The organism is Methylomonas sp. MK1, from assembly GCF_000365425.1.
Classification (GTDB): Bacteria; Pseudomonadota; Gammaproteobacteria; order Methylococcales; family Methylomonadaceae; genus Methylomonas.
The window spans coordinates 18,308-31,700 of record NZ_AQOV01000002.1 but is presented as its reverse complement, the minus strand read 5'-3'; the positions used below and the strand labels follow the sequence as shown (position 1 = coordinate 31,700).

Sequence of the window (13,393 nt, the reverse complement as noted above, 5' to 3'; positions counted from 1 at the left end):
TGCAGTCGCGCTGGGCGCAAAACAGTTAGATCTGTTCTTTTTAGCATGCATTCGAAGTTGAAAGGTTTGCTGGTCGTTCAGGCGGTTTCAGAGCCGCTGTTCTCAATCTCCTGTCGCTTCAGCAAGAAGATATTTGGTATTTGAAAGGAGATATTGGGTTTCTCGTTAGAACAGCGAAGCCTAATCCTCTGAAACCACCATCTTCCGGAATCCAAACCACTCATCCAAAACCTGGTGCACATCGTCAATCCCGACTTTGTTCAAAGCCGAAAACAACTGCAAAGTCACCACAATATCCGCCTGACTCAAATCCCGTTGCACCTGTAGTAAAGTCGTCTTGGCCGCGCCGAATTTCAGTTTGTCGGACTTGGTCAACAGGATGTGCAAGGGCAGTTTACGGTGCTCGCACCACTCGACCATTTGCCAGTCGAAGTCGGTGAGCGGGTGACGGATGTCCATAACCTGGACGATGCCGCACAGAGCTTGGCGGTCGTGCAAGTAGCTTTCCATCATTTGCCGCCAGTCTTTTTTGATGGCTTCCGGGACTTTGGCGTAACCGTAACCGGGTAGATCGACCAGTTTGCGCTTAGCGTCGATTTCAAAAAAATTCAGCAATTGCGTGCGCCCGGGGGTTTTACTGACGCGTGCCAGCGCGTTTTGTTGTACGAGGGTATTGATCGCGCTGGATTTACCGGCGTTGGAACGGCCGGCGAAAGCGATCTCCATGCCTTGGTCGGGCGGTGCGTCCTTCAGTTTGGGGGCGCTGTTGATGAACTTGGCCTGGTGGTAGATGGGATTCATCACAGTCTCGCTTAGTGTTTATAAATCGGTTAGAATCCGGGCATTATAACGTCTGGCAGCTGACATCAGCTTGCTTAATGTCGATCAACCTTCCTGAGCAGGGGCCCATAATGATAAAAAAATTGCTGACTGTTTCCATCTCTTTGTTGTTGGCAACCGCCGCCGGCCATGTAAACGCGCAAGGTAATGCCAACGCCAGCGCCGGAAAAACCAAAGCCGCCAGTTGCGCGGGCTGCCATGGCGAAGACGGTAACAGCACGATGCCGGCGTTTCCGAAATTGGCGGGACAGCACCAAACTTATTTGGTTAAACAATTACAAGCGTTCAAGAGTGGCGCGCGCTTGGCACCGATGATGGCACCATTGGCGGCGGGCCTTGATGATCAGACAATTCAGGAACTTGCCAGTTATTATGCCGGCAACAAAATTTCCACCAATCCGGCGCCGAAACTGCCGCCGAGTGATGACGACGATGCGCCTGCTAAAACACCCGAGCAAGAAAAAGCCGCGCTGGACGCCTTAATTACGCAAGGTAGCGATTTATACCGTAACGGTAATATCAGCCGCGAAGTATCGGCGTGCGTGGCATGCCACGGCCCTTATGCGGAAGGCAATAAGCCGGCCTCGTTCCCGTCCTTGCATTCTCAGCATGCTGATTATCTGATTAAAAGTCTGACTGATTTCAAAACCGGCGCGCGCAGCAATAATCGGGAAAACATGATGCACATGATCGCCACTAAAATGACTGACGAGGATATTAAAGCGGTTGCTTACTACATCTCCACGATGAAATAAGCATTCGTTGTCCGGCGGAGCCGCTGCTCTGCCGGATTTGATCCAGTCCTTAATTCACAAGGATTAAACTCTCTTCCTCATGCATGTCGCAATCTACCTTCCTCGCACTGAAACCCCTTATCTCTGGCAGCTGGAGCGTACTAGCCTCCCCTAGAAAATTAGGTAAGGTCAGTCTCGCAGGGGCTTATTAACGATAGATTGCAGGATTGTCGTTTGCGTGAACGCATGAGAGCTTGACGACGCGCGGATATGACAAGTGAATGGCTTGATGGTTGCGCTCGGTTTGTTGTCAAATTGTTTACACATTTGAGTGTGAACATGGTTTTTTTATCGGGATATACATTATTACGGAGAACGTTGATGTTAAAAATAATCGCATTATTGGGACTGTTGAGCTTTTCTTCGCTGGTAAATGCTGAGGGGGGTTACGAAGCCGTAACGCCGGCGCAGCCGGTACAAAATCCGGACAAGATCGAAGTGATCGAGTTTTTTTGGTACGGTTGTCCGCATTGCTATAGCCTGGAGCCGGCCATGGTGGAATGGCTGAAAACCAAGCCGGCCAATGTTGAGTTTATCCGTCAACCGGCGGTATTCAGCGATCTGTGGGGCAAGCATGCCAAGGCTTATTTTACTGCCGAAGCGTTGGGTGTTTTGGATAAAGTCCATGCCGATCTGTTCGATGCGATTCAAAACAAGAAGCAAAAATTAGTCAGCGAAGAGGAACTGGCTAAGTTTTTTGCCGATCATGGGGTTAAGGACGAGGAGTTTCGTAGTGCTTTTAACTCATTTTTAGTCGATGCCAAATTGCGTCAGGCCGAGTCTACCGGTCCGCGTTATGGTATTAGCGGTGTACCTGCGTTGATCGTCAACGGTAAATACAAAGTCACTGCGCAGTCGGCCAAATCCCAAGCCAATATGTTGACCGTTGTTAATCAATTGATAGCGCAAGAAAGTCAGAAAAAATAAACGGCCAAATAACGAATTGCCGCACAAGGACGTGAGAGGCGAATGTTGATTGTAGGATATTCTTCACAAATTCAACGATAGTCTATAATCAAGCGACTAAGAATTTCAGAATTAGGGCACGTTTCATGGTTTTTTTTAAAAACAAGGATGAGGGTCCGGACAGGTGGAAGGAAAAATACCTCAAGCTGTTGGACGACCAGGAACACACTGAAAAACAATACAAAGCCAACGAAGAGTTGTTGTGCAAAACCATCGTCCGTTTTGCGCTGGCCGTTAAAGGCCTGAACCGGCAACTCGACCCTCACTTAAACCGTATTCGCAATTTATTAAAAAGCGGCCTGCAAAGTCAGCAATTGCAGAAAGAGCTATCGGCATTTTCCAACGCGCTGATAATGCTGGAAGAATCGCCTGAGCCTACCCTCATGGACGCTTCCTTGCTGTTCGAGTTTCTTGGCAAGCAATATCCCCGACACTTGGATCAGCTCGATGAGATTCGCGAAAAATACGAAAACCGCCTCTTCAGTAACAATCAGGCCTTTTATCTGGCCCTGTTGGAGCTTATAGAAGACAACAAGCCGCCTGCCAACATTGACTTGGCCTTGGAACTGACCGGGGCAGATGCTAAAGCTATCAATATTCAACTGGTCCGCTTGTTGGACAATGCTGAAATTCCGTTGGTGTTTGCCGAAGATGCCGAAAAGATCAAAAACCGGCTGCATGCTGATCAAGCCTTAGGGCCTATTTTTGACGATACGGTTGCGTTGCTGTTGGCGGTAAAAAAACATTTGGAATCGGAACAGCAGGAGATGGCGGCATTTTTGTCGAAATTGACCGAGCAATTAACCGAGTTAGGTGTAAAAGCGACCGGCGTTAACGCCGCAAACGAAATAAGAGTTAAGAAGCGTAATCTGCTGGATCAGGCCGTATCCGAGCAAATCATGGAGCTACGCGAAAAGTCGGAGAACGCGACGCAGCTTGAACCGCTGAAACAAATTGTCAGCAGTCGATTAACCACTATCACGCAACAAATTCAAGCGCACAATCTTCAGGAACAACAGGAACGGGATAAGGCCCAGCGCGAAATGCAGATCTTGTCGCAAAGGCTGCGGGAAATGGAGTCCGAGTCTTCTGATTTGCGCTCGAAACTGGATCTTGCTCAACATCGCGCAACCCGCGATCCGTTGACTAATCTGCCGAACCGTTTGGCATTCGAGGATCGTTTGGCGGATGAGATGGCGCGTTGCCGACGGCATAAATTGCCGATGACGCTGATGGTTTGGGATGTGGATTTGTTCAAGAACATCAACGACACTTACGGGCATAAGTGCGGGGATAAGGCCCTCATTGTTATCGCCGAATTATTATTCAAACACTGCCGGGAAACCGATTTTGTGGCGCGTTTCGGCGGCGAGGAGTTTGTGATGATATTGCCCGGCGCCGATGCCAAATCCGCCTTAGTGATCGCGGAAAAACTTCGAAAAACCGTGGAAAAAAGTAGTTTCAATGCGAATGGCAACAAAGTGTCTATTACCTTATCGTGCGGAATTAGCCAGTTTATCGATGGAGATAATAATGAATCGATTTTCAACAGAGCCGATTCAGGCTTGTACCGCGCCAAACAAACCGGCCGTAACCGCTGTGTTGTCGTGTAACCAAGTCGGATAGACATGGCGACTGCTACCCCCTATTCCGCTCCGCTCGATAACGAAAAGTTTTTATACAAGCTGGTCATCCAGCTGTTGATTTTTTGCCAAGGCAGCCACAAGTTGCTGGAGCCGCATCTGCTTGCGATAGGCGCCAAACTGCGGAGCGGTGCGAACTCCCATGAACTGCTGTCCGAATTGCAAGCTGTATCTAAAACTTTATTACACATTTCCAAGCAAGCCAAGCAGGATGTTAGCGCGGGGGAAGACGATGCTCCTGCGTTGCAAAACAACTATTTGCTGGAGCGTTTGGATGAACTGCTCAGCGATGCCGAGGTTCCCTTGCGTTTTCAGCAACAGACCTCGCTGTTAAAGCAACGGGTCAGGGCTAATCTCAGTGAGGATTCGTATAAGAAAGTCATCGACTCGGCGATTACCTTGCTGCTGAATATCAAAGATTACAGCGCATCCGAGCAGAAAGGCATCGATGTGTTTCTAGGCGATTTGAGCGAGAAGCTGGACGAGCTCGGACAAGACGTAGAAACAGCTGGGCAAGCTAATCGAGCATTGATTGATGATCGCGAGATTATGAATACAGAAATTCATAGGCAAGTGGGCAGTCTAAAGGACTCAACACAAGCTGCCGATGAACTTGATATGTTAAAGAACCAGACAGCCGAGCATCTTGATCGGTTATTGGAGCGGTTACTTGAGCATAAACAAATAGAAGATGAAAGGCAGCGGGATGCGCAAGAAAAAATTGAGTTAATGACGCAAAAATTGCAGGAGTTGGAAACCGAGACCGAGACCCTGCGCGTTAAACTCAAGATAGAGCACGACAAAGCCCTAAACGACTCCTTGACCGGCTTGCCGAATCGTTTGGCATACAACAATCGCGCGGAAATGGAATTGAAGCGTTGGAAGCGTTATAAAGCGCCGCTAGCGCTGATCATTTGGGATATTGATTTTTTCAAGCAAATCAATGATACCTACGGCCACAAGTCCGGCGATAAAACCCTGGCTTTGGTTGCGCAATTATTACTGAATAACTGTCGGGAAACAGACTTCGTGGCTCGCTACGGCGGCGAAGAGTTTGTGATGCTGATGCCGAATACTAATGCGTTTCAGGCGCTGGAAATGGCGGAAAACACCCGCAAGATGATTCAGAGCTGCGGATTTAATTCTAACGGCGAAAATGTCAATCTAACCCTGAGTTGCGGTATCAGTGAGTTTAAAGAGGGCGACATGCATGACGATGTGTTCGTGCGGGCCGACCAAGCGCTCTATCAGTCCAAACAAGGCGGGCGTAATCGCTGTACGGTGTTCGAGCCATAGTCTTTACTGACGCCCACTTTTTGGCGGTTCGTTTAGACTCTCAGACTATCTAGCGCGAAAAGTTAGTTTTTTAGCGCCGCCCCTACAAAATCGCTCCCCACACCTGAACAATTTGTTCGCTTACTTTCAGCCAAACAGAAATGGGTAACGAACCGATCTGAACGGTGTATTGGCAGTCAGGCAGCGATCAAATATGCCGATTGCCTCATCGCAGGAGATGATTTCCTGCTGACTGTCCAGGATATAGTGGGCTAAATTAAGGATACATTTCCAATGGCGGCGATTGTCGATAAAGCGATAAGCCTGGAGCAACAATTCCTGCATTTTCTCTTCGCGCTGGGTTTTTGACGCGATAAAGTGATCCAGGTAGCTGAGCGCCTTTTCCAAATCACTGTAGCCGCCGTAGTTATGTAAAGCATTGAAACTTATTAGATTAATATTAAAAACTTCGTCGTCGCGAATGGACACGTATTTTGCTTCCGCCAACGGCCCAACCAATAAGTTGACTACATCCGCTTCGTAAGCGCGTTGGCAGGCGTGCTGCTGATTGTCGTCAGATAAGTCGTTAAAGCTTTCCACGACGGCAATCGGCAAGTTTTGGATTAAGTTGCCGTCTACGACTTTCGCAAAAAAATCGTCGTAAGCGTTAACTGGCCGTTTGACATGTATTTCGAAAAATACCGGAGGTAATTGTTTTTGGCGATTGCCAAGATGGATAGCCGCAGCATGTCCGGCTTCATGAAAAGCTGTGCGCCAATTTAGTTCGTTAGGATGCACGAAAGTTGACGTAGTCGAGTAGTAGTTTCGTTCCATAGACAGCAACCTCATCCAGAAAAAAGATGCGGCCCAGAGGCCGCATTGAGGAAGGATATTAAAACTCTTTACCCTTTAGGAGAGGGAGCGCATACATAAGAGTTGCATACAGTTTAATGGCGGATGTGTGTTTTGAAAATGTGACAAATTGACGCGCGGCAAACTGTCACTCGATATTGGATGCGATTTGTTCGGAAAAAAACGGGTATTACGGCGTAATACCCGTTAACGGAAAACTTAAGCGTCCTGCTTACTAGGATTGTTAGTCCAGAACGGCAAGGATAGGATAAGCAGGCAAGCCAGCCAGCCAAGGAGTTGTTGGTTATACAGGGTATAGCTCAACGCAACGGGAAGGCCCTCAGATAAGCCCGGATGGGCTTGAATGAAATCACGACCATCCAGAAAGGCTTTGGCTTCGCCCAGTATCAGTGCGATAGCGCCAAAACTCAGTAAATAAGCAAAGAACCGGTCACGGCGGCTTTGCAAACTCCCGCCAATTAGGCTGTCAAACGCCAAAACTCGACCATTGAATTTGCGCTCACTTAGCCATAAACAAGCAATCAAACCGATTACCCCAAAAGCCGGAACGGTGAATTGTTCGATCGGAAAGCTCAAATAACGGCCATTCATAGCCAGTCCGTAGGTTTTATAAAGCGCTAGCAATATAAAGATTAAATAACCGGCTCTCAAGCTATTGGCCAACTTAATGCAGCCTGATTTATCAATCAAAATATCGCTACCACGCTCAAGCAGTAGCGCGCCGAGAATTGTATTCGCGATTACCAGCGCTATGGCATAAAGCCTTTGCCAGGTGCTGTAACTGGTGTACCAGAGAAAGTCGGCCAATGTCACCAGGCAAACACTAAAGACTTGCGCCAGGGTGAAAAACGCTAACATACGGATCAGCGAGACCTGCTCCAGCTTTTTGGCATACTTCACGATAGCCAGCAACCAGATCAGCGTGGCGACGGCAAAGCGGATCAGCCAATTGGGCGTTTCGTTCACCGGGCCGGTCAACGGGAATACCGGTTCGCGGTCCGCCGAGAATAAGCCCCAGTTGGCCCCAACCACGCCTTCCAATTCGCTTTTCCAGGGTTGGTTAAAGGCTTCGACGATGTTGTAATCGAAACCGTGGCGATTGGCGACCTGGATCATGCCGCGAATGAATTTGGCCTCGTTGACGACGCCGGGAATGGCCATGCCGCGCTGCCTGCCGGCGCTGGGCCAGCCGGACTCGCCTATCAATATAGGTTTACCTGGAGCTACGCCACGGGCTTCGTCTTCCACTTGCTTGACGATTTTTTCCAAATGTTGCGAGGCATTTTCCACTGAAATCGGCTCGTCTTCCCAATACGGCAGAATGTGGATGGTGATGAAGTCCACTTCGTTAATTAATTTGGGGTACTTCATATACATCGACCAAACATCCGCATAAGACACAGGTTGCTTGACCGCTTTCTTCACCTCGCGGATATAACCGATCAGTCGGTCGACATCCATATCACCACGCAACAGCACTTCGTTGCCGACGATCACTCGTTTCACGACGTCGGGGTTTTCATTAGCCGATTTGATCAACGCATTGACTTCATTACTGTTGTCTTTGTAACCGTAACCAAGCCAGGCGCCCTGGATCATTTTCAATCCGTGTTTGCGGGCTAACCCCGGGGTGGGTTGTTGGCCGCCAAGACTGGAGTAAGTGCGGATGCTTTCGGTTTTGTCGGCCAGCAGGCGCAAGTCTTCATCGATATGCTCCGGCAACGGGAATTTTTCCTCCAGCGGACTAAAGCCCTCCCGGAACGGCGCAAACGACAGGCTCATCAACTTGCCGGAGGGTACGTCCGTACCAGCATCTTGCGGCTGATTGTTCAACCAGGCGAAACTGCCGTGAACTAAAAAAATGAAAATCAAACAAAGCAATACTCTGATGCTGGGCATAATCTGGCTGAGTGGTCTGTTGCAAAAATGTCGCGGATTGACTGGCAATAATCGCTCGTCATGGAATTATAAGGCATTAGCCGCCTTCCCGAATTACATCGTTTGGTAGCTGTGTAATAACGGTCAGGATTGTCGCGAGTTTATTAAATAATTACTGTACTTTACCCATGGGTTCTGGTTACAGTATCTGGCTTTTCTGATATTCGGAAACCTTTTTAAGGCTTCCGTCAATTCGTCTGTTTTATGAGGTTTTGTATGCATAAAAAGGTTATCCCCATTCTGTGTGGCGCCATCCTGCTTCCGGCGTCGCAATGGGCTATGGCGGCGGTAGACAAACTACCGGCGACCAATAGCGTCAAGATGGGTGCGGCAGAGGAAGTTTGTTCCGAATTTACCGATGCCAAGTGGCGTGATGCGCAAGTGATCGACGGAGTCGAAATACAAGAATCACGGATGTGTAACCCCGATAATCCTGCTGAAATCGCTGCTTTTGTTAAAGGCACCAATAACATTTCAATGTCTACCCTAATGGAGACACAACTCGCCGCTGATGCCATCACGCTCGGCGAAGATATGGACGGCGACGGCGACCCCGACCACTATATTATTAAGCTGGAAATTGCCGAACTGAACGGCCATTCGCCAGACATGAAAGATCCCACCACCACTTTTGACGTTGCCCCCGGCATCCAACCGACTTTCTGGGTCTACGCGCCGAAAACTCGCGATATGTCTACCTTGAGCTTGTACGAGCCGGTGGCGAACCCTTTATTGCGCGCGCCGTCACCGACGATACGGGTCGAACAAGGCGATATTGTTTGGTTGGTTCTGGAAAACAGCCATTACTTTCCGCACTCAATCCACTTGCATGGTGTGGATCATCCGTACATGGATCATAGTGGTGAAGGTAACGATGGTGTCGGTCAAACCGGGCAGATGGATGTTTTGCCCGGCCAAAGCAAAACTTATGTGATCAAGCCGCGCCAACCCGGCACCATGTATTATCATTGCCATGTACAGCCACACACCCATATTCCGATGGGTTTGCAAGGTATGTTTGTGGTCGAGGAAAATCGCCCCAATAACTGGGTGCAGGTTTTCAATGTCGGTAATGGACAGGTTCGCCATCCGTCGGTAGCGGTCAAAGAAAAATATGCGGCCGAGTTCGATCTACACTATCAATCGGTTGATAAGGAATTGCATGAAATGGTGCGTTCCGCTAATGATCCGCGGATCGTTGCCCGGCGGATGAATCAGGAATATGACATTACTGATGCTACCCCCGATTATTTCATGCTGAATGGTCGCTCATTTCCTTATACCTTAAGGGAATCGCTGATCCTGATGGAAGAAAACAAAAAGGTCAAATTGCGGGTGTTGAACGGTCATGAAGAAGCATTTGCGCTGCACGTGCACGGTCACAAGCCGATGGTGACCCATTACGACGGCGTCGATAACGGTCCATCCTCTTATATTAAACGCGACGTGCACGGCATGGTGCCGGCTCAGCGTATCGATCTGGAATTGAGCGGGGTCGATGACGGTTTGAACAGCTTCGGCCAAGGCGTTTGGATGTTTCACGACCACGTCGAGAAATCCTTCACTACTAACGGTATCGGCGAGGGCGGCGACATCAGTTTGGTGGTATACAAAGGCTTTTCCGATGAGAAAGGCATCCCGAAAGTCCATGGCATGAGCTTAGCGCCTTACTTCACCAGAGAATTCTGGCAAGGTAAATATCCGGCCTGGCAGGATTACGATGCCTGGAAAAGTTTAGGTTTGCCGGAAATCAGCAATAAAAAACAAGTGGCTTTTGTCCCTCCACCGCCTCCCCCGTTGAATACGGGCGACGCCGCAGCGAAAGCGGAAGCAGCAGGAAATCAGCCGTCTTTTATCGGACAATTGCTGTATGGCTTGATATTGGGTGGCTTGAGTTATGTCGGCTTTGCCAATCGCCAGCGGATCATGGCGATGTTTAAAAAGTAGTCTGTCACTGCTTCGCGTCAAACCAGCGCCGCTGCCGAGCTAAAGCCCGGCAGCGGCGTTTTGCTATCGGCCTACATAAAAGCCGCATGATGTCTTAAGCTGTGACGGTGATACAAAACAAGGCTGTATTGTTATGATCATGTCGAATTGTTCACCATCCTGCGCCCTAAAATCCGGCAAAAATTGGCGACCTACTGCCGTTGCTCTCATTTGGCACATCTCCCGCTTCCTGTCATTTGCCCGAGACAATCAACTTTTTGATATCGGTTTGATCGCGCCTCTTTTCCCCGCGGCAAACAACTCGGCAATCCAGTCAACAATCAGGCAATATGCCGGACAATCACAATCGGGATTTGGGTGTTAGAATGCTCAGCCATTGATGTTAAGGGGACATTGTCGGCCATTGGTTGGCGCCATGTTCCGCAAGTAGGCGCTCGGATATCTAAGTAAAGAGGAAATTATGCGTAACTGGAAACTGTTGCCGGCGATCACTTTAGCAACCCTGGCGGCTGCTATTGTGCTATACGTCGCGTTCTACTTCGTGTTTCTCGATTTTTTCGTGGATTTATGGTGGTTCCGTTCGCTGGAATTCGAAGCTTACTTTTGGTTGAAATTACTCTACCGATTTATTTTTTCCGGTGCGGTTACTGCATTTTTCTTTGCTGTTTTCCTGTTCCACTTCTGGATTGCCTCTCGCTACCTGGGCCTGAACCCGCCCGATGAAATATTGATGGACGATTCCAAGCGTCGGCGTTTTCAACGCTTTGCCGATGTGTTCATGAGCGGTTCGGCCCGAGTCTATACCCCCATTTCATTGCTGCTTGCCGTAGTTATTGCTGTACCGTTCTATTTGCAATGGGAGCAGGCGCTGCTGTTTTTCTTCGGTAGCGCATCGGGTATCGTCGATCCGGTATACGGCAACGATGTCAGCTTCTACATGTTTTCCTATCCGATTTACATGCTGATTCAGAAGGAGTTGCTAACCACGGCAGTTATTGTGTTCTTGGCGACCGGTGTGCTGTACTGGATGGAGCATGTGTTTGTACCCAATCAAAGCAAGGAATTTCCACTGGGAGCGAAGATCCATTTGACGATGCTATTTGCATTTGTAGTGTTATTTGTGATTTGGGGCTTTTTGCTGGAACGCTTCGCCTTGTTATATTCGGCTGGTAATGAGCCGGTGTTTTTTGGCCCCGGTTTTGTCGAATTGCGTTACAAGTTGCCGATGATTTGGCTTGAAGTCCTGTTCTTTTTGGCGATTGCCATATCGGTAGTTTTTTACGCCTTGTCGGAGAGACATCGTAGCAAAACCCCGGTAATCGTTGCCTCCTTAGGGTTTTTGGCAGTTTGGGGCTTGCAAGGCTCCCATACCCTACCTGAGTTGATTGAAAAATTTATCGTCAAGCCTAATTTTACCCGCACCGAAGGTGATTCGATTCGGCATAACATTGATGCCACCATGGCGGCGTTCGATTTAAACAATATTAAAACCGTCGATTTTCAGGTCAATCTGGACGCCACCAAAGATATAGAAGCCTGGTCGACCAAAAAACATTTCGAAAATATTCCGGTATGGGATCGCGAATTTCTGATCGACAGCTATATGCAGCTACAAGGAATTCGGCCTTATTATGGCTTTCCGACTGTCGATGAAGACCGATATTTCATTAACGGACATCATCAACAGGTCAATTTGGCAGCCCGTGAAGTGAACATCGACAAACTACCCAAAGAGGCGCAAAACTGGGAAAACACCCATTTGCGCTACACCCATGGGTACGGCGCGGTCATCTCGCCGGCTGCTCAGGATGCCGGCATTCCTATCGTTTGGTACTTGCGCGATTTGAACATGACCTCGGATGTCGGATTTTCCGTGAAATATCCCGACATTTATTACGGCTTGGAGAAATATCGCTACGCGATCGTGCCAAACAATTTGGCTGTCACCGACATTTCCAGCACCGCGCCAGGGGAATCGCTGGATTATCAGGGTATCTCCGGCATACCGATTCCGTCGCTGTTCAGAAAAATGTTGTTCGCGTTTTATCTGAAAGACGAAAAAATCTTCTTCTCGCCAAACATATCCGCGCAAAGCAAGTTACTGCTGCGTCGTAATATCGACGAGCGAATTACCGCGCTAACGCCGTTTTTACATCTGGATAAAGATCCGTATCTAGTCGTTAACAAAGAACGCTTCTACTGGATACAGGACGCCTATACCTTATCCAATTATTACCCGGTCTCCAAACCGGCAGCCGACGATTATCTGGACGGCCAGCACAAGTTCAATTACATCCGTAACTCGGTAAAAATTGTGGTCGATGCCTATGACGGCAGCGTCGATTACTATATTTCCGACCCAAAGGATCCGATCATCAACGCTTATAACCGCGCGTATCCCGGCGTTTTCAAAAATTTGCGGGAAATGCCCGACGAGCTAATGCAGCACCTGCGTTATCCGCGCGACTTGTACTATATGCAGATGAAAATTTACGCTAAATATCATCAAAACAGCCCGGAGTTGTTTTATGAGCAGGCGGAAACCTGGCAATTCGCCTCCGTGGATGGTCAGCCTGTCTTACCGTATTTCATTACGATGGACTTTGATCGTTGCAACGATTTGGAGGAGTTTGTGATGATTAATCCGATGACCCCGATCCATAGGGACAATTTAAGCATGGTTGGGATTGCCGGCACAGTTGACGAAAAAAGTTGCGACCACAGTTACAAGCCGGGTATCACTATTTTCAAATTTCCTAAGGCTGTGCAGGTTAACGGACCATCTCAGGTCAATGCGCTGATCGATCAAAATCCGGAAATTGCCTCGCAGTTTACCTTATGGAATCAACAAGGCTCGGAAGTTAAAAAAGGCCGGATGGTGATATTGACGATGGGTAATTCGATTTTATATGTGCAGCCTATATATATGCTGGCGACCAAAACCAAGATGCCTGAGCTGGCGCGGGTAATTGTTTCGATAGGCAATCAGGTGGTGATGGACAAAACCTTGCAGGCGGCCTTCAGTCGATTGAAGGACTTGTTTATTAAGGGCGCAGCCGGATCTGTTTCAGGGATTTCGGCAGCCGAAGGCAAATAGGCGATTCAGCTACCTTCTCA

General features: G+C 48.7%; 9 protein-coding genes. 6 read left to right on the top strand and 3 right to left on the bottom strand.

Annotated features, from left to right (window positions below; genetic code table 11):
* Positions 1-180 precede the first annotated feature (180 nt).
* Positions 181-801 (bottom strand): ribosome biogenesis GTP-binding protein YihA/YsxC, encoded by a 621-nt coding sequence (yihA, locus tag G006_RS0116890; RefSeq protein ID WP_020484402.1) that lies wholly within the window; start codon positions 799-801, stop codon positions 181-183.
* A 110-nt stretch (positions 802-911) separates the two neighbouring features.
* On the opposite strand from yihA, the gene G006_RS0116885 reads away from it, so the two are divergent.
* From G006_RS0116885 to G006_RS0116870, 4 genes are all read left to right on the top strand, one after another.
* Positions 912-1,595 carry a c-type cytochrome gene (locus tag G006_RS0116885; RefSeq protein ID WP_020484401.1) on the top strand — a complete coding sequence of 228 codons (684 nt, stop codon included), beginning with the start codon at positions 912-914 and terminating at the stop codon, positions 1,593-1,595.
* A 360-nt stretch (positions 1,596-1,955) separates the two neighbouring features.
* Positions 1,956-2,561 carry a thiol:disulfide interchange protein DsbA/DsbL gene (locus tag G006_RS0116880; RefSeq protein WP_020484400.1) on the top strand — a complete coding sequence of 202 codons (606 nt, stop codon included), beginning with the start codon at positions 1,956-1,958 and terminating at the stop codon, positions 2,559-2,561.
* Positions 2,562-2,686: 125 nt separating this feature from the next.
* A complete protein-coding gene (locus G006_RS0116875; protein WP_020484399.1) occupies positions 2,687-4,213 on the top strand; it encodes a diguanylate cyclase in 1,527 nt (508 codons plus the stop codon).
* 15 nt (positions 4,214-4,228) lie between these two features.
* Positions 4,229-5,539, top strand: coding sequence for a GGDEF domain-containing protein (locus tag G006_RS0116870; protein ID WP_020484398.1), 1,311 nt, complete (start codon positions 4,229-4,231; stop codon positions 5,537-5,539).
* Positions 5,540-5,665: 126 nt separating this feature from the next.
* On the opposite strand, the gene G006_RS0116865 is transcribed toward G006_RS0116870, so the two are convergent.
* Together G006_RS0116865 and G006_RS0116860 are read right to left on the bottom strand one after the other, a co-directional pair.
* Positions 5,666-6,352 carry a hypothetical protein gene (locus G006_RS0116865; protein WP_026602470.1) on the bottom strand — a complete coding sequence of 229 codons (687 nt, stop codon included), beginning with the start codon at positions 6,350-6,352 and terminating at the stop codon, positions 5,666-5,668.
* Positions 6,353-6,589: 237 nt separating this feature from the next.
* Complete coding sequence (locus G006_RS0116860) at positions 6,590-8,290, bottom strand: glycoside hydrolase family 17 protein (RefSeq protein ID WP_020484396.1); 1,701 nt, start codon at positions 8,288-8,290, stop codon at positions 6,590-6,592.
* 255 nt (positions 8,291-8,545) lie between these two features.
* Here G006_RS0116860 and G006_RS0116855 point away from each other — a divergent pair, with 255 nt between their 5' ends.
* Positions 8,546-10,276 (top strand): multicopper oxidase domain-containing protein, encoded by a 1,731-nt coding sequence (locus tag G006_RS0116855; protein WP_020484395.1) that lies wholly within the window; start codon positions 8,546-8,548, stop codon positions 10,274-10,276.
* Positions 10,277-10,736: 460 nt separating this feature from the next.
* The gene (locus G006_RS0116850; protein WP_020484394.1) at positions 10,737-13,373 is read left to right on the top strand and encodes a UPF0182 family protein; all 2,637 of its coding nucleotides are present in this window, start codon (positions 10,737-10,739) and stop codon (positions 13,371-13,373) included.
* Positions 13,374-13,393: the final 20 nt, after the last annotated feature.

Excerpts from the sequence above, each read along its gene's own strand:
- yihA (WP_020484402.1), bottom strand. The coding sequence starts at position 801 with ATGAATCCCATCTACCACCAGGCCAAGTTCATCAACAGCGCCCCCAAA.
- G006_RS0116885 (WP_020484401.1), top strand. The coding sequence starts at position 912 with ATGATAAAAAAATTGCTGACTGTTTCCATCTCTTTGTTGTTGGCAACC.
- G006_RS0116880 (WP_020484400.1), top strand. The coding sequence starts at position 1,956 with ATGTTAAAAATAATCGCATTATTGGGACTGTTGAGCTTTTCTTCGCTG.
- G006_RS0116875 (WP_020484399.1), top strand. The coding sequence starts at position 2,687 with ATGGTTTTTTTTAAAAACAAGGATGAGGGTCCGGACAGGTGGAAGGAA.
- G006_RS0116870 (WP_020484398.1), top strand. The coding sequence starts at position 4,229 with ATGGCGACTGCTACCCCCTATTCCGCTCCGCTCGATAACGAAAAGTTT.
- G006_RS0116865 (WP_026602470.1), bottom strand. The coding sequence starts at position 6,352 with ATGGAACGAAACTACTACTCGACTACGTCAACTTTCGTGCATCCTAAC.
- G006_RS0116860 (WP_020484396.1), bottom strand. The coding sequence starts at position 8,290 with ATGCCCAGCATCAGAGTATTGCTTTGTTTGATTTTCATTTTTTTAGTT.
- G006_RS0116855 (WP_020484395.1), top strand. The coding sequence starts at position 8,546 with ATGCATAAAAAGGTTATCCCCATTCTGTGTGGCGCCATCCTGCTTCCG.
- G006_RS0116850 (WP_020484394.1), top strand. The coding sequence starts at position 10,737 with ATGCGTAACTGGAAACTGTTGCCGGCGATCACTTTAGCAACCCTGGCG.